Origin of the sequence: Microbulbifer sp. Q7, assembly GCF_001639145.1 — a bacterium.
GTDB lineage: Bacteria > Pseudomonadota > Gammaproteobacteria > Pseudomonadales > Cellvibrionaceae > Microbulbifer.
This window is the reverse complement of record NZ_LROY01000001.1, coordinates 508949-526271: the sequence shown is the minus strand read 5'-3', so window position 1 is coordinate 526271 and position 17323 is coordinate 508949. Positions and strand designations below refer to the sequence as shown.

The following is a 17323-nucleotide window of genomic DNA, read 5'->3' as shown; positions in this document are numbered from 1 at the left end:
GCCCAACATGCGGCAGACACTACTTCGCAACAGCGACCGATCGAACAAAAACCACCAGTCAAACCTGCTTATGCGGTCATTCCGAAGCCGTGGAAGTATGGCTGACCCAGCTGGATACCAGCGTGCAGGTGCATGTCACCGAGGTAGGCGGCCTCAATGCATGCCGCCCACCTCAGGTAGCACCACACCCAGACCACGCAGCTGCGCCGCCAGCTGTGGATCCTTGGTTTCCCGCCAGCGCTGGAACAACTGCAGGATATCCGTGGCATCCATCTCCCGCCCGCGACCGCATACCTCAGCTACCAGCTCCAGCAAACGACCGAAGCGCTCGGCGAGTTCACTGAACACCTCGCGGTTGTGCCGCGCGTTTTCGCCGAGATAGTCGTAGGCGCCTCCACCCATACCGATAAAGTAATCCCGGCTGATGCCGCGGCGGCGGTAATTTTCCGGAAACAGCGCGCCCATAAATAGTGCCAGGTCGCCGAGCTGGCGCAGAATCAGGCAGCGGTGGTAGTGGTCGTCCACCTCCACCGCATCCCGGTACAGCAACGCCAGTGGGCGCACGGAGACTTCGCCCTGGTCATAGCTGAACACCTGGCCACTGTCACCGAAGCGCGCCAGCAGGCTGCCCAGATACCACAGGGTTTCTTCCTTGGGGCGGGGATCCAGATCATCGGCACCGGCCTGCAATCGCTCGCGGAAAAAATCTGCCAGAGTTCGCTCAAAGGTGGTTTGCGATACAGATGGCATCAGCTCCTCCTTCTTCTATCCTTCACTACAACTATAAATCTGCCTTTATCTCGCTTCTATTTTTTGACCCCGGTTTTTTATAAAAAATTTTTATAAAAAATTCGTTTTTGCCCCCCTTGAAAACCGTGCAACGGATCCTATTTTCGCGATTGTCGGGAGGAACCCAGATCCGGCCCCGGCACACCAACCTTTAACCATTGAAACATCCAAATGCTTATTGGGAGGAAATCCGATGAGTATCAAACCGCTCTACGACCGGGTGGTTGTGAAACGCCTTGCCGCCGAAACCACCACCAAAGGTGGCATCGTTATTCCGGACAAGGCCGCAGAAAAACCCACCCAGGGAGAAGTGATTGCCACCGGTAGTGGCGCCCAGCTGGACAACGGCGAGTTGCGCCCCCTGGCGGTCAAGGTGGGAGACCGGGTGCTGTTTGGTCAGTACGCCGGTACTGAAATCAAACACGACGGCGAGACCTATCTGATCGTGAAAGAGTCCGACATTCTCGCCGTGCTGGAAGAAGTGGCAGACAAACAACAGGAGAAAGCCGCATGAGTGCCAAGGTAGTCAAGTTTTCCGATGACGCCCGCGAACGCATGCTGGCGGGCGTGAACATTCTCGCCGACGCAGTGAAAGCCACCCTGGGCCCGAAGGGCCGCAACGTGGTACTGAGCAAAAGCTTTGGTGCACCGCGGGTCACCAAAGATGGCGTGTCCGTGGCCAAGGAAATTGAGCTGAAGGACAAGTTTCAGAATATGGGCGCGCAGATGGTGAAAGAGGTCGCGTCCAAAACCGCGGACTTGGCCGGCGACGGCACCACCACCGCGACTGTACTGGCCCAGGCGCTGGTGCGCGAAGGGCACAAGTCCATCGCCGCCGGCATGAACCCCATGGACCTGAAGCGCGGTATCGACACCGCGGTAAAAGCGGCGGTGGAAGAACTGGCGAAACTCGCCAAGCCCTGTGACGACACCAAGTCCATCGGCCAGGTGGGCACCGTGTCCGCCAACTGGAATGAAGACATCGGCCAGATCATCGCCGAGGCCATGGAAAAAGTCGGCCGCGATGGTGTGATTACCGTAGAGGAGGGCAAGTCCCTCAACAACGAACTGGAAGTCGTGGAAGGCATGCAGTTCGATCGCGGTTATCTGTCGCCCTACTTCGTTACCAATCAGGAGAAGATGCAGGCGGAACTGGACAACCCCTACATCCTGCTGTTCGACAAAAAGATCAGCAATATCCGCGACCTTGTGCCGGTACTCGAGTCCGTCGCCAAGGCCGGACGACCGCTGGTGCTGATCGCCGAGGACATTGAAGGGGAAGCCCTCGCCACCCTGGTGGTCAACAGCCTGCGCGGTACCATCAAGGTCGCCGCAGTGAAAGCGCCGGGCTTCGGCGACCGCCGCAAGGCCATGCTGGAAGATATCGCGACCCTCACCGGCGGCACCGTGATCTCCGAGGAAGTGGGTCTCACCCTGGAGAAGGTGGAACTGGAACAGCTGGGCAGCGCCAAGCGCGTGGTGATCAGCAAGGACAACACCGTGGTGGTGGACGGTGCCGGTGACAAGACCGCCATCGATGGCCGCGTCAAACAGATCCGCGCGGAAATCGAAAACTCCACGTCCGACTACGACAAGGAAAAACTGCAAGAGCGCGTGGCCAAGCTGGCCGGCGGTGTTGCAGTGATCAAGGTGGGCGCCGCCACCGAAGTGGAAATGAAAGAGAAGAAGGACCTGGTGGACGACGCCTTCCACGCGACCCGCGCGGCGGTGGAAGAAGGCATCGTTGCCGGTGGTGGTCTGACCCTGGTGCGGGTTGCCGACAGCCTACGTAAGAATGGCCTCAAAGGCGCCAACGACGATCAGCAGGTGGGTATCAATATCGCCCTGCGCGCGATGGAAGAACCTTTCCGCCAGATCGTCGCCAACGCTGGCGTCGAAGGCAGTGTGGTGCTGAACAAGGTGCGCTCGAGCGACAGCGCCAACTACGGCTACAACGCCCAGACCGGCGACTACGGCGATATGCTGGAATTCGGCATCATCGACCCCGCCAAGGTTACCCGCTCTGCACTGCAGAATGCCGGTTCCATCGCGGGCCTGATGCTCACCACCGAGGTAATGGTGGCAGACAAGCCCGAGGCGGAAAAATCAGAAGCGGCGGCCGCTGCCTACGACTACTGATTTTTTCACCAACCCATCCCCAGTGCTTTTCTTTCGGGGCCGCAAGGCCCCCTTTTTTATATAAAAATCGTCCTCCCGGATAATGCGGATTATATCTCCACCGCCGAGTCTGCACCCGCACTCAGACCTTCTCCGGAAACTACTTTTTCAGCCAGGTCACAATCTCCGTTTGCACGAGGCACAGACTTGATCCAGCCACGTAACGAGCGGAAAGTCATTCGATCACACTGTTCTGACAACACCACACCGCGCTCAAATTTCTTGTGCCCGCCGTGGATATAGCTCAAGGTTTTCTGTTCCGATTTACCCGCATGGCTACCTTGAAGCTCATCTTCGAGAATAAGAAGTGACGTAGTGAAGAGATCTGCGGTTGTAGCAGCTACCGCGTCGTGGGATAGAATTTCGCCTGACCCGTCAGCGATCGACACCACCTCAATAAGGTTCTGGTAAGCGGGAGCCTGCTCATTCCCGTTGGCAATCAGGGTAACCGCATTTTTCAACGTCAGGGTTCGTTGGTCCTGAGACATAAGGAAAACCGGCTTGACTACAACAGATAAGCTGCTGTCGGCAGTCTCTGTCCACGGCATAAACTTGTAGGCAGCAAAACTCGTATCGCGTAATGCACTTTCCACCAGGCCTGCTTCGGTCATCAACTCAATGACGGCGGCATAAGGTAAGAGCACCTGATTTGCTTCTTCCTGCGCCTTGGCCTTTTGACTGTCGTTCGCGGAGCCGGCGATTACTGCGTGCGCCAAAATGGATGCGGCAAAAACACCCGGGGTGTTTGCTACATACATCATCGACCCGTGATCGGCATTCACATTGTCGAGGTCAACCTCGCCATAAAACTCCAGTGGCGCGTCGCCTTCCAGTTTGACTAGCAACATTGAGCCAGGCGAAACATCAGATGTACGCTTGACATGCTCCACATAATTCTGATTTTTGGAACTGGCGCAGGCGGCAAGGGCCAGCGACAGCCCGATAGCAAGAAGTCTTTTCATGATTAATCTTAGATTTATTGTATATAGCGTTTAAATTGGACCAAAGAAACGCGCGCAATCCCAGGCGACACGTTTTAACGGGTCTATTTCCAAAAAAAAGGTACACCTGAGTAATCAGGTGTACCTTTTCGTCAAGAACACGGAACTTAGTTCTCTGCGGTTTTACTATCCAGCGAAGAAATTATGATTTCTTTGCCTTCGGCAATGGCCTGGTAGTAGGCGTTGGTCAATGCCGGGAAAGTAGGGGCTTCATCCCATTCCTCGGTCACTGCTTTGGTCACGGATACTGGCTTGTACCACTTGTAGGTATTGTCGTTCAGGTCCACGAGGTATCCCAGTGCACTGAAATACCCTTTCGGATCGCTGGTGGGTATATAGCTGGAATAGGGGCGGTGCATACCAACCGCATAGATGTCCAAAACCAGCAGGTGGCTGATATTGTAACGATTCTTGTAGGCGGTGAAGTCGCGCTTGGCGGTATTCGGCACTTCCGATTTGTATTTAGGGAGCTTGTTGACCACCAGCGGCTCGGCCACCTCAATGACCTCCACATTGTTGGATTCCAACAGTTGTTTCAGATCACTCTTCAAGGTTTTCGCATCGTCAACCGACAAAGACTCGGTGTGCTTGCTCAGAGAAGAGTTTGCAATCTCGGCGGCTGCCAGGCATAGCAAGCAGCTGGCGCCAGGCAAATATACGTCCGGACTAGGCACATCGGATACGACCACGCCGATACGCTTGCTAGGCTGTTGCCAGAAAACAGTATCCGGCGTAACCGGCATTTGCGGTGTACCCGCACAACCAGACAAAAACGCCACCCCCAAGGCCAGCATGGCCATCATCTTCAATTTCATTCTTTAACCCCAAGTTTCTTAGGTCACTATTGTTTTATGGTTTTCCAGCTAATCGTACTGGAACGTCGATTATTAACCAGAAACTGCGCCCACAACACATGGGGCTTCAGAATAAATCACTAAACCATACCCCAAGAGATCAACAAGCAATCACCTCGGTCGATATTTGGTCAAGTTTCATGATGATAGCCTTGCAGTATTTCCAATACCGCCCTGGGGCAAACAATGAGCCGATGAAGTATTAAGGAATACGACTGACGCTGAGACTACTTTGACCTGGCAAGTTTGACCTGGCACGCGATTTCTTCCCCCTCAGGAGACACCGCAGGATTAGTTTATTTGCAGCTCTCGGGTGCGGTAATAGGCCTCTTCACTTATCCGATGATAAGGTATTACCTGTGATTCAAACGCCTGAAATGCCTTGTACACACGATTAAATTGCGGATCTTCAGCCGCAGTCTTTTGCATAAGGTCGTGATTGATTTTTTTCAGGTGCGCAATCACTTCGTCGGGCAGTTTTCTCAATTCCACGCCGTGCTCATCCACCAGTTCTTTCAGGGCGCGGTTGTTGCGCGCGGTATACTCGTCGAGCATGTCCTGATTGGCGTCACGTGCGGCGATACGGACGATGGCCTGCAGGTCTTCGGGAAGCTTCTGGAACGCTGTTTTGTTGATGATGATTTCGAGCACAGAACCGGGTTCGTGCCAGCCCGGGTAGTAATAGTATTTGGCAATCTGGTGGAAGCCAAAGGCGAGGTCATTGTAGGGACCCACCCATTCGGTCGCATCGATCACACCGGTTTGCAGTGCCGTGTAGAGTTCGCCACCGGGAATGGTGACAGCCGTGCCACCGGCACGGTTCAGCACTTCCCCACCGAGACCGGGGATGCGCATTTTGAGACCTCTCAGGTCATCGACAGAATTGATTTCCTTGTTGAACCAACCGGCCATCTGTACACCGGTGGAGCCCCCGGCCATGGGAAGCAAATCGAAGGGAGCGTAGATCTCTTCCCACAATTCCTGACCACCACCGTAGTGCAGCCAGCCATTCATCTCCTGGGCGTTCAACCCGAATGGCACCGCGGTAAAAAACTGCGCGGCGGGAATCTTGCCTTTCCAGTAATAGGCGGCACCGTGGCCCACCTGGGCGGCACCGCTGGACACGGCGCCGAACACACCCATCGCAGGCACCAGTTCGCCCGCCCCAAATACCTTGATCTTGAGTCGCCCGTTGGACATTTTCGCCACATTTTTGGCGAAACGTTCCGGCGCGCTACCGAGGCCGGGGAAATTCTTCGGCCAGGTGGTAACGAGCTTCCACTCAAAGGTCTGCTGACCCGAGTTTTTCAGGTGAGAGTCTTTTAGCGAGGTAACGGTCTGCACCTGATCAGAGCGGGAAACCACTAATGCGCCAAAGGTCAACACCAGCAGGGCGAGCAGGCCGAGGATAACGGGGGGATACCAGTTTATTTTTTTCATATCCGTTTGATTTTTTATTCTTCGGTTTTTTGTGTCATCCCTGACTTGAGCCGGGATGACGGAGTTTTGGGCTATGGATTGGTGGATAAGCGAAGCGCATCCACCATTTGCGGTTACAGAGGCTGTAGCTTGGCCATGGATACTACCAGCCATTTGCTGCCGGCGTCGTCGAAGTTGACCTGCACCCGTGCGCGTGGGCCATTGCCTTCGAACTGAATCACGGTGCCCTCACCGAATTTGGCGTGGTCCACGCGGCCGCCCAATGCCAGCGGCGGCAGGTCGTCGTCAAAGTCCGGGGCAGCGTCAGAGTATGGGTTGATGCCCCCACCGTACTTGCCGGCGTTCGGCTGGAACAGGGGTTTGGAAATTTCGGTTTTGAGCCGTACCTCGTGAATGTATTCCACCGGGATTTCACTGATAAACCGCGACGGCTTGTTGTAGGTCTCGCTGCCAAACAGGCGCCGGCTCTCGGCGTAGGTGATGTACAGTTTCTGCATGGCGCGGGTGATGCCCACATAGCAGAGGCGGCGCTCTTCCTCCATGCGCCCGGGTTCCTGGGCGGACATTTTGTGCGGGAAGAGGTTTTCTTCCACGCCGGCCATGAACACCAGCGGGAATTCGAGGCCTTTTGCGGAGTGCAGGGTCATCAGCTGCACCGCATCTTCAAACTCGTCTGCCTGCCCCTCGCCGGCGTCCAGCGCGGCGCTGTCGAGGAACTGGTTGATCAGCGGGATTTCTTCTTCGTCCACCGCTTCGCCATCCGCGTCCACGGTGGGCAAGCCGTCGAAGGCGCGACAGGCGCTGACCAGTTCCTGCAGGTTCTCCACCCGCGTCTGGCCCTTCTCGCCCTTTTCCTTACCGTGAAACTCGATCAGGCCGGTCTGCTCGATCGCCATCTCGGCGATGTGGTCGAGGGTCTTGTCGGTGCTCTCCTCATCCAGCGCGTCGATCAGGCTGAGGAAATTGCCCAGCGCATTGCCGGCGCGGGCGGCGAGCACCTTTTGCTGCAGCATCTTGGACGCAGCGTCCCACAGGGAGCAGCCGTGTTCACGAGCGAACTCGCGCACGGTATCCACGGTGCGCGCGCCGATGCCGCGGGTGGGGGTATTTACCACCCGCTCGAAGGAGGTGTCGTCGTGGCGGTTGGTGATCAGGCGCATGTACGACAGCGCATTCTTGATTTCCATGCGCTCGTAGAAGCGCTGGCCGCCGTAAATGCGGTAGGGCACCTGCTCGCGCAGCAGGCCTTCTTCCAGCACCCGCGACTGGGCGTTGGAGCGGTACAGGATGGCGATACTGTCGCGGCGGTTGCCGTCGCGCACCCAGTCCTGGATACGCTCGACGATAAAGCGCGCCTCGTCCTGTTCGTTGTAGGCGGAGTACAGCGAGATGGGTTCGCCCTTATCGCCCTCGGTCCACAGTTCCTTGCCGAGGCGGCCGGAGTTGTGTGCAATCACCGCGTTGGCGGCGTTCAGAATCGTGCTGGTGGAGCGGTAGTTCTGCTCCAGGCGTACCGTCTGCACGCCTTTCAGGTCCGCCTCGAAATGCTGGATATTCTCGATCTTGGCACCGCGCCAACCATAGATGGACTGGTCGTCGTCCCCCACTGCGGTGATCGCACACTGATCCCCGGCCAGCAGGCGCAGCCAGGCGTATTGAATAGTGTTGGTGTCCTGGAACTCGTCCACAAGGATATAGGGGAAGCGGCGGCGGTAATGGGCGAGGATACTGTCGTTATTAAGCAGCAGCTCGTGGGCGCGCAGCAGCAGTTCACCGAAGTCCACGACGCCGGCGCGCTGACAGGCTTCCTCGTAGGCACTGTAGATACGCACCATGGTCTGCAGCCAGGGGTCGCCGGTGAGCTGGATATACTGCGGGCGGATGCCCTCGTCTTTCTGGGCGCCGATCCACCACTGGGTCTCCCGCGGGGACCACTTTTTATCGTCCAGCCCCAGTTCGTTCTGCACCCGCTTGATCAGGCGCAGCTGGTCATCGCTGTCGAGGATCTGGAAATTTTGCGGTAGCTTCGCTTCGGCCCAGTGCGCACGCAGCAGGCGATGGGCGAGGCCGTGGAAGGTGCCCACCCACATGCCAAAGGTGTTTACCCCCAGCAGTTCCTCGATGCGCCCGCGCATCTCGCGCGCGGCCTTGTTGGTAAAGGTCACCGCCATAATGGAGTAGGGCGATGCCCCCTCCACCTGCATCAGCCAGGCGATACGGTGCACCAGCACACGGGTCTTGCCCGAGCCGGCGCCGGCCAGAACCAGTTGATGGCCCGGCGGCGCCGCGACGGCTTCGCGCTGGGGGTCGTTGAGGGGGTCTAAGAGTTCAGATACGTCCATGGGGGCGGATTGTATCAGGGGTTTTGGGATAACTGGGTATATAAACAGGGTTTTGTGGTGCGCCCGAATAAGGTTCGGTGGCGGGCCTGCTACCGGATATAGCTTTGCGGGACACGCCGTGCACCCATCCCTGGGGGCTCGGCTGCGGCCGTCCTGGCCGCAGACGGTCCCGCAAAGCTATATCCGGTATCAGTCCCTTAGCATTCGAGTCCTGTCTGACCCGCAAAATTTGTCCAAAACTCACAGACCCGAAGCGAAGGTGATGGTATCGGTGGGCCTATGCGGGACCTTCTGCGAGAGGGACCTCGCAGAAGAGCCCCCAGGGATGGGTGCACGGCGTGTCCCGCATAGGCCCACCGGTGCCAGCACCGCCCCAGGTCCAATATAAGCCAAGGCTCGCCAGCACCCCGCCATACCGCTAAACTGCACGGCTTGAACCATAGAAGGTAGAGTCGTGAAGCCAGCGGAAGTCACGCAGCGGATCAGCGAACAGCTGAGTTCCATGCGGAAATCGGAGCGCAAGGTCGCCGAATACATTCTCGCCAATCCGGGCGAAATCATCCATATGCGCATAGTGGATCTTGCCACCGAGGCCCAGGTGAGCGAGCCCACCGTGGTGCGTTTCTGCCGCGCCGTCGGCTGTTCCGGCTTTCAGGAATTCAAGCTCAACCTCGCGCAACAGCTCGCCTCCAGCCCCAGCTTTGGCCAGATCGCGGTTACCGAGACCGACACCATCGCCGAATACAAGCGCAAGGTCTTCGACTCCACCGTCGACACCTTGCTCAATGTGCGCGACAAGATCGACGGGCGCGCGCTGGAAGCCGCCGTGGCCGCCATTGCCGCCTCTAAACGCGTGGAATTCTTCGGCTTCGGCGCCTCCGGGGCGGTCGCCGCCGACGCCCAGCACAAATTCTTCCGCCTGCAGATGGCCACCGCCGCCCACTCCGACCACCACATGCAGAGCATGTCGGCGATGAGCATGGAGCCCGGGGACGTAGTGGTCGCCATCTCCCAGAGCGGTCGCACCTCCTCGCTGTTGCGCTCCATGGAAATGGCCAAGCAGCAGGGCGCCATCGTTATCGGCCTCGGCCCCAGCGGCTCCCCGATGACACGCCAGTCCAGCATTCCGCTGGAAGTGGATGTGGAGGAAGACATCGAGCTGTATACGCCGCTGTCCTCGCGCATTGCGCACCTGGTGGTCATCGACGTGCTGGCTATCGGCGTGGCCCAGCGCAAGGGGCCGCAATTGCAGGAACACCTGCTGAAGCTGAAAAAAGGCCTCTATAATTTGCGGGAAGAGAAGCACTAATACGACCGCAAAAGAGGCGAACAGGACGCGATATGCACGGAAGCAGCGACCAACAAGATAATACGCCCAACCAACCGCAGGATCTTGGCATCGCCGAAAAGCGCCTGATCCTGATCGCCGCCCTTCTTCAAGGCCTTGCCCTTTACGCACTCAAGTTCTTTGCCGCCGTCGAGCACTGGTCGCCAGTGTGGCAATTTCTCTGCTACACCCTGGTCATCACCCTGCCACCACTGATTATTGTCACGGTGGCGCCGCGTCTGGCGCGGGGGTACTGGTGGATCATCGCAGCGTACGCCGCACTGCTGGCTCTGCTGGCCAGCTACCGGGGCTATCAGTGCACGCCCGCCGATATGATCGATTGCAACTGGCCGTTTGCGTTCTGCGTTGCCGTGGTGGTTGCCACCTTTATTGTCGCTTTCCTGCTGCGGGCGGGCGCCACCGGCACGGCGCAGCTGCGCTGGCCGGGCTATTCCGCACAGTTCCACTATTCCTGGGACATGGCGCTGACCGTCGGCCTCACCCTGATTTTTACCGGGATTTTCTGGCTGATCCTGTTCCTGTGGCAGTCGCTGTTCAAGCTGGTGGGTGTGGGCTTTTTCAGGGAGCTGTTTGAGGAAGACTGGTTTTTCTACCCGGTGACCTGGTTGGTGACGGGCTGTGGCGCCATCCTGTTCCGCTCGCAACAAAGCTTTGTGCTCACCCTGAAGCGCCTGCTGCGCACCATGCTGGTGGCTCTGCTGCCACTGCTGGGGGTATTGACCGTGGTGTTCCTCGCCACCTTGCCGTTTACCGGACTGCAGCCGATCTGGGACACCGGCCACGGCAGCGCCCTGCTGTTGTGGCTGCTGGCACTGTTGCTGTTTTTCACCAACGGCGTGATCCAGGACGAGTTTCCCTTCGCCCGCTACCCCAAATGGGTCAATCGCCTGCTGTTGCTGGCCCTGGTGCTCGCGCCGATTTATGCCGGATTCGCCCTGTACGGCTTGTTCCTGCGGGTGCACCAGTACGGTTGGACCCCGGAGCGGCTGTGGGGTTTTGTGGTGGCGCTGACCCTGGCGCTGCTGGCCGTCAGCTACAGTGTCGCCATCCTGCGCCGGGGCGGGCACTGGGCCGACTGGTTGCCACGGCTAAATAGCGGGCTGGCGCTGTGGGTGCTGGCGGTATGCCTGATTACCCAGTCGCCACTGGCAAATTTCTGGCGCATCAGCGCCGACAGCCACGCGGCGCGGCTACAGGACGGGCGGGTGGCGCTGGCGGATTTTGATTTCTTTTTCCTGCGTCAGAAGCTCGGGCGACCTGGGCTGGAAGCGCTGCAAAGCCTGCAGGCACTGCCGGCAATCCAGCAGGACAAAGACATCGCCGAACATCTACAACAGTTGCTAGCACCAGAGATTGACGGGAACCTTCGGGAAAACCCGCTACAGATACACGCTCGCGCGCAGCGGGTGCGGGAGATTCCGGTGCTGCCCACAGGTGCGTCACCGCCACCGCAACACGCCGACCTCGGCGCCGCGGGTAGGGCCTGTGAGCAGGAGGGGCGCGCCTGCCTGTGGCTGGTGCAGGACCTCGACGGCGACGGAAAGCCCGAATACCTCCTGTTTGAACACCGGGATTCCAGCACGGATCAGCGCCACTGGCTGCGGATCACCGCCCACACCGCTGCAGACGATGGCTGGGCCGTGTTTGCCGACAGCAGCCGCACCACCACTGAATCCTTTGATCGGCTGAAGGAGCGGCTCGCCAGGGGTAACTTTGCGCTGCGCCCCTCCCGCTGGCAAAGCCTGTACCTGGAAGATGAACTGCTGTTCGACCCAACCCAGTAACCGTTTGACCCGGTATTCTCCCACTGTCATGGAAACCACCGCACGGGGCCGCTACCATGCCGGCCCCGCGGTTGCGTAATACCAAGCCCATCGACCGCCCGTGTTCGCCAACCAACTGTCGTACCCGATTTACTATGCCCCCGAATTTTTTCGACGCCCAAGGCAAGCCGCCGCGCTGGTTCGCCCCCTGTCTGGCTGCGCTGGTGGCGCTGACACCCTTTGCCATCGACACCTACCTGCCAGCCATCCCCAATATGGCCGCCGCCCTGGGTGTGGAAGTGGCGCAGGTGCAGCATTCGGTGTCCAGCTACCTGCTGGGTTTCGCGGTAGGGCAGATCTTTGGCGGGCCGCTGTCCGACCGCTTGGGGCGCATCCTTATCGGCACCATCGGCCTCAGCATTTTTATCGCCAGCACCATTCTGATCCTGTTTGCCAACACGGTGGAACTGCTGATTGCACTGCGCTTCCTGCAGGCGGTGGGCGGTGGCTTTGCCACGGTGATCTGCGGTGCCATCGTGCGCGACCTGTACCACGGCCGCGAGGCGGCACGCATCATGTCGATGATCGCCACCATGATGCTGATCGCGCCCATGGTGGCTCCGGTAATTGGCGCCACCCTGCTGAGCTTCGGCGACTGGCACACCATTTTTATTTTCCTGCTGGTGTACGGCCTGCTGATGATGTTGCTGGTGCGCGGCATCCTGCCGGAAACGGTATCGCGCTTTCGCCGCGCGCGTCGCCAGCGCCAGTCCCGACGTAGCATGCTGCAGGGCTACGGGCAGATTTTCCGCTGCCGGCGGGCGCTGGGCTTTCTATTCGGACAGGCGTTTGTCAGTGGCTGCATGTTTATCTATATCACCACCGCGCCGTTTGTCTTTATGGACCACTTTGGCGTCAGCTCGGAGCAATTTCCCCTGCTGTTTGGCAGCTGCGTGCTGGGCCTGGCAATTCTGGTGCAGCTGAATATCCGCCTGCTCAAGGTATTCGAGCCACGCCAGATTCTGGTGGTGGGCGTCGGTGCACTGCTGATGTCCTGTGCGCTACTGGTGGCCAGCACCTTGTATTTTGGTGACCGGCAGCCGCTGCTGGCGTGGATGGTCCCGCTGGTGATGGCGATGGGCTCCATTGGCATCATCGCGCCCAATTCCGCCGCCTGTTACCTGGAGTTTTTTCCCAATATCAGCGGCACCGCCAATGCGCTGTACGGTGCGTCGCTGTTTATTTTCGGGGGTGTGCTGGGCGGGACCGTGAATGCGGTACATACCGGCACCCTGGTGCCGATTGCCGTGGGCATGCTGTGCTGTGCGGCCGCCGCCGTGAGCCTCGCCCTGTTTGTGGCCAGGGCGCGGCAGCCGATCGGCGTCGAGGAAAGAGTGAAGTAGGCCCCGGAGCCGGGGCGATTACAGCAGGCCTTCTGCCTGCATCGCCTTCCTGACCCCTTCGCGCTGGGACATGCGCTCGGCAAAGGCCTTGAGCTTGGGCCAGCGGCCGGTATCCACCTCCACCTTGCTGCACCAGTTGTACACGGTAAACAGGTAGGCATCGGCGATGCAGAAGTCGTCACCCATCAGGTAATCACCGGCCATTTTTTCTTCCACATAGTGGAAGCGCTTGCCGAGTTTTTCCCTGGCCTCCGCCTTGTCCTCGTCACTCCCGCCCCAGAACAGCGGCACAAAGGATTTGTGCACTTCGGTGGAGATGTAGTTCAGCCACTCCAGTACCCGGTAGTGATCCAGGGAGCCGTATTCCGGGGCCAGTTTTTTCTCCGGCTTCTGCTCCGCCAGGAACTGCACAATGGCAGGACCTTCGGTGAGCACCTCACCGCCTTCCAGCTGCAGCGCGGGCACGTAGCCCTTGGGATTCACCTCGGTGAAATCACCGCCGCTTTCGGTCTGCTTGGTCTTCAGGTTGACCTTGCACAGATCCAGGTCAATACCCGCCTCGCAGGCAACGATATGCGGGGACAGGGAGCAGGCGCCCGGGGCATAGAACAGCTTCATGACACTTCCTCACAGAGTTTGATTGGTTCACATCGCAAAATCAGCCGCGACCGTGGGGCGCTGAATAATCCAGCTCCGGCCCCAGCGGCACAATCCCGGTGGGATTGATGTTTTTGTGGCTGGCGTAGTAGTGGGTTTTGATGTGGTGGAAGTCCACCGTCTCTGCCACACCAGGCCACTGGTACAACTCGCGCACATAACCCCACAGGTTGGGATAGTCCGCCAGCCGCTGCTTGTTGCACTTGAAATGGCCGTGGTACACGGCGTCGAACCGGATCAGTGTAGTAAACAACCGCCAGTCCGCCTCGGTGATGCGCTCACCGGTGAGGTAACGGTTATCTTGCAGCCGTTGTTCCAACTGCTCCACGACCTCGAACAGCCGGCGGTACGCCGTCTCGTAGGCCTCTTTACTGGTGGCAAACCCCGCACGGTACACACCATTGTTGATGTTGTCGTAGACCAGCGTGTTGGTGGCGTCGATGTCGCCACGCAAATCCTGTGGATAAAAATCCTGGGTATCGCCGGTAAGCCCATCAAACGCGGTATTGAACATGCGGATGATTTCCGAAGACTCGTTGCTGACGATGCATTGCTGCTGTTTGTCCCACAACACCGGCACCGTGACACGCCCGGAGTATTCGGGGCGGTTACGGGTGTACACCTGGTGCAGGAATTCGCTGCCGAACAGGTCATCGCCGGTACTGCCCTCGCTCTCATCGAAGGTCCAGCCGTTCTCCAACATGTAGGGGCTGACCACCGACACGCCGATGTAATCGGTGAGCCCCTTGAGCTTGCGGAAGATCAGGGTGCGGTGAGCCCAGGGGCAGGCCAGTGAGACATACAGGTGGTAGCGGTCTTTCTCCGCCGCGAAGCCACCTTCGCCGCTGGGGCCGGCACTGCCATCGGCCGTCACCCAGTTACGCAATTGCGCCGCCTCACGCTCGAAGGCACCACCACTTTTGTCGGTGTCATACCACTGATCTTTCCATTCGCCATTTACCAGTAATCCCATGGGTATCTCCTTAGCGCTTCTTCACGTTGGCCATGGCGTAATCAAAGCTGAATCGGCCGGCACCGGCGCAGGCCAACATCAGGAAGCCGCCGGCGATGGTGATGTTTTTCATAAACAGGATTTGCTGCATCTGGTCACCGGGCACATTGTGGAACAGCCACGCGCTCACCACACAGAAGGCGGCAAACGCCACCGCCACCCAGCGGGTAAAGAAGCCAAACAGAATGGCCAGGCCACCGCCCAGCTCCAGCAGAATGACCAGCGGCAGTAGAAAGCCGGGTACACCCGCCGATGCCATATATTCCTGCGTGCCCGCGTAGGCGCCGATCTTGCTGTAGCCGGCGACAATAAACATCACCGACATCAGAATGCGCGCCATCAGCTTGGAGAAATCAAACAGTACGCCGTTGTTCATAGCAGAGTCCTTAAGCGAGAGTTCTTTCAGAGAGAAAGTGTATGAAGAGACAACGCCGTTTAGTCTAATTCGGATTTTTAAAACGAAAATCGCATATATTCGCAGGGATACATCGAATTTATAGAAGTGAGCGCCAAACCTAGCGAAATCCCGCCAGAATCTGGTCCATCACCCGTGAGGCCTTGCCACCTTCGGCGGCAGATACCGGGTGCCGGCCTTCGCCGTTGAGGTGTTTGACCATATTGTCGATGTGGAAATACTGGATGTTTTCCGGGTGGGCGATTGCGACGGTTTCGGAATCGTCGCCGGCGTCGAGCACCAGCGGCTTGTCGGCAAACACGGAAAAACGGATGCTGCCCCTGCTGCCGTAGATCACTACCTCATCGCTGTAGTCACTGGCGGCAAAATTCCAGAAGCCCGCGCCGGTGGCACCACTGTCAAATGCCCAGCAGGCGGAAACCGCATCTTCCGCGTTATACAGGTCCTGCTGATTGACCGCGATCCCCTTGGCCTCGGTGATATCTCCGGCGAGATGGATAAACAGGTCGAGACCGTGACAGGCGAGATCGACAAAATGGCCGCCGCCGGACACCGCCGGGTCGGTGCGCCAATCGTATTCCGGTGACAGGTCCGCGGCGGAAGGCGCGCGCGCATAGCTCCAGTTGATATGGCGAATGGCACCGATTCTACCGCTGTCGATCCACTCTTTTACCTGATTGAAGCGGGGCAGGGAGCGGCGGTAGTAGGCGACAAACAGCTGTGCCTCCCGGCCTGCAAAAGCGGCGACAATGTCTTCGCACTCGCTGAAATCGAGCGCCATCGGTTTTTCCAGACAACAGTGTTTGTTAGCGCTCGCTATCTTCAGCGCGTACTCCCGATGGCTCCCCGGTGGCGTGGCCACATAAACGGCGTCGATTTCCGGGTCGTTGATCAGGTCGTCGGCGCTGGTATAGGTTTTCGGCACACGGTGGCGCGCGGCATAGTCCAGCAGCTTTTCCCGGTTGCGGCGCATGACCGCAACCAGCTTTGATCCCGCCACCTTGTTGAACGCCGGGCCGCTTTTCAGCTCGGTGACATTGCCGCAACCGATAATGCCCCAGCGGATTTCGTCACTGTCACGCACCATGACACGCTTCCTGTTTTAGATTGATTTGACCAGCGGGCAGAGGATACGGCGCCCCGATCACTCGATCGGTGGCAAGCCTTCACGCAGGGCGCGCAGCAGCAGGCAGGCGGCGGGGCCGGCACGGTCCTGATCCGCGTACACCAGATAGACAGTGACATCCCGCTCCCAGGGTTCTTCGGTGCGCAGCGGCAGCAGCCGGTCGGCCGACAGGGAGTCGCGGATGCGGGTCTGCGGCAGCCAGGCAAACCCCAGGCCGCGCTCGATCAATTCAATGGAGGTGTGCACGTTGGTGACGGTGATGCGCTGGTCGGAGCCGAGCCAACCCGCATCCTGGCGGTTTTTCAGCGCGGAATCGCGCATCACGATCTGCCGCGCCGCCTTGAGATCTTCCCGGTTCACCGGCCGCCCCAGATGATGCAGCGGGTGGTCCGGGTGTGCCACCGGCACAAATTTCACCCGCGCCACCGGCTCACCCACAAACCCCTGGGGTACGCGCGCGGACAGGATGAAATCCGCCTCCTGCTGCAACAGCAATTCCTCGGCACCGGACAATACGGTCTCGCGAATCTCCAGGCGGGTGTGGGGAAACTCGGCGGCAAAACGCTCCACCGCATTGAACAGGGCCTCGTAATCAAACAGCACATCCACCGCCAGGCGCAGTTGCGCCTCGGTGCCGGCGCCCAGGCTCGCGGCCACCGACTCCAGCGCTTCCGCCTCATCCAGCAGGCCGCCGGCGCGGTTCAGCAGTACCCGCCCCGCGTCGGTGAGTTCCGCCTTGCGCCCGCGCACTTCCAGCAGCGAAACCCCGAGGCTCTCCTGCAGTTTGTGCACCGCGTGATTAATCGAAGACTGGCTCTTGTGCACCGCTTCCGCGGCCTGGGAAAAACCGCCGTGTTCCACCACGGCCTGAAACATCCGCCACTGCTCCAGGGTTACCTTGGCCATTGACTGTCCTTTGTCTGATTTCGATCGGTGAAAAGAGTTACCGGCGCGACCTGTCGAGCCGTTCGAATATTAGCTGCGATTATTTGCCA

Annotated in this window: 15 protein-coding genes; 5 read left to right on the top strand and 10 right to left on the bottom strand. The window is 58.9% G+C overall.

All coding sequences use genetic code 11. The annotated features are described in order from the left end of the window. Window positions 1-153 precede the first annotated feature (153 nt). The gene (locus tag AU182_RS02035) at window positions 154-750 is read right to left on the bottom strand and encodes a hypothetical protein (RefSeq protein WP_066959914.1); all 597 of its coding nucleotides are present in this window, start codon (window positions 748-750) and stop codon (window positions 154-156) included. Window positions 751-982: 232 nt separating this feature from the next. Between AU182_RS02035 and groES the strand changes: the two genes are divergently transcribed. Together groES and groL are read left to right on the top strand one after the other, a co-directional pair. Further along, the gene (gene groES / locus AU182_RS02030) at window positions 983-1303 is read left to right on the top strand and encodes a co-chaperone GroES (RefSeq protein ID WP_066959911.1); all 321 of its coding nucleotides are present in this window, start codon (window positions 983-985) and stop codon (window positions 1301-1303) included. Then, window positions 1300-2928 (top strand): chaperonin GroEL, encoded by a 1629-nt coding sequence (groL, locus tag AU182_RS02025; protein ID WP_066959908.1) that lies wholly within the window; start codon window positions 1300-1302, stop codon window positions 2926-2928. Before groES ends, groL begins: the two co-directional genes overlap by 4 nt. A gap of 89 nt (window positions 2929-3017) precedes the next feature. Here the strand turns inward: groL and AU182_RS02020 are convergent, their stop codons facing one another. The 4 genes from AU182_RS02020 to uvrD form a co-directional block, all read right to left on the bottom strand. After that, entirely contained in the window at window positions 3018-3929 is a 912-nt protein-coding gene (locus tag AU182_RS02020; RefSeq protein WP_066959905.1) for a hypothetical protein, read from the bottom strand. Between the two features lie 146 nt (window positions 3930-4075). Beyond that, window positions 4076-4783, bottom strand: coding sequence for a hypothetical protein (locus tag AU182_RS02015; protein ID WP_066959902.1), 708 nt, complete (start codon window positions 4781-4783; stop codon window positions 4076-4078). A 330-nt stretch (window positions 4784-5113) separates the two neighbouring features. After that, window positions 5114-6262 (bottom strand): TRAP transporter substrate-binding protein, encoded by a 1149-nt coding sequence (locus tag AU182_RS02010; protein ID WP_066959899.1) that lies wholly within the window; start codon window positions 6260-6262, stop codon window positions 5114-5116. 113 nt (window positions 6263-6375) lie between these two features. Next, window positions 6376-8604: a DNA helicase II gene (uvrD, locus tag AU182_RS02005; RefSeq protein WP_066959897.1), complete on the bottom strand. Its 2229-nt coding sequence runs from the start codon at window positions 8602-8604 to the stop codon at window positions 6376-6378. Between the two features lie 454 nt (window positions 8605-9058). On the opposite strand from uvrD, the gene hexR reads away from it, so the two are divergent. The 3 genes from hexR to AU182_RS01990 all read left to right on the top strand — a co-directional run bounded on the left by hexR (window position 9059) and on the right by AU182_RS01990 (window position 13118). Continuing rightward, the gene (gene hexR / locus AU182_RS02000) at window positions 9059-9913 is read left to right on the top strand and encodes a transcriptional regulator HexR (protein WP_066959894.1); all 855 of its coding nucleotides are present in this window, start codon (window positions 9059-9061) and stop codon (window positions 9911-9913) included. A 32-nt stretch (window positions 9914-9945) separates the two neighbouring features. After that, entirely contained in the window at window positions 9946-11736 is a 1791-nt protein-coding gene (locus AU182_RS01995; protein ID WP_066959892.1) for a DUF4153 domain-containing protein, read from the top strand. Between the two features lie 134 nt (window positions 11737-11870). Continuing rightward, window positions 11871-13118, top strand: coding sequence for a multidrug effflux MFS transporter (locus tag AU182_RS01990; protein WP_066961989.1), 1248 nt, complete (start codon window positions 11871-11873; stop codon window positions 13116-13118). Window positions 13119-13136: 18 nt separating this feature from the next. Here the strand turns inward: AU182_RS01990 and gstA are convergent, their stop codons facing one another. From gstA to AU182_RS01965, 5 genes are all read right to left on the bottom strand, one after another. Then, on the bottom strand, window positions 13137-13736 hold the full coding sequence (gene gstA, locus AU182_RS01985) for a glutathione transferase GstA (protein ID WP_066959889.1): 600 nt from the start codon (window positions 13734-13736) through the stop codon (window positions 13137-13139). Window positions 13737-13776: 40 nt separating this feature from the next. Beyond that, window positions 13777-14748 carry a glutathione S-transferase family protein gene (locus tag AU182_RS01980; RefSeq protein ID WP_066959886.1) on the bottom strand — a complete coding sequence of 324 codons (972 nt, stop codon included), beginning with the start codon at window positions 14746-14748 and terminating at the stop codon, window positions 13777-13779. 10 nt (window positions 14749-14758) lie between these two features. Continuing rightward, window positions 14759-15163 (bottom strand): DoxX family protein, encoded by a 405-nt coding sequence (locus tag AU182_RS01975; protein ID WP_066959884.1) that lies wholly within the window; start codon window positions 15161-15163, stop codon window positions 14759-14761. A gap of 139 nt (window positions 15164-15302) precedes the next feature. After that, a complete protein-coding gene (locus tag AU182_RS01970) occupies window positions 15303-16289 on the bottom strand; it encodes a Gfo/Idh/MocA family protein (protein WP_066959881.1) in 987 nt (328 codons plus the stop codon). 57 nt (window positions 16290-16346) lie between these two features. Then, window positions 16347-17234 (bottom strand): LysR family transcriptional regulator, encoded by an 888-nt coding sequence (locus tag AU182_RS01965; protein ID WP_066959878.1) that lies wholly within the window; start codon window positions 17232-17234, stop codon window positions 16347-16349. Window positions 17235-17323 lie beyond the last annotated feature (89 nt).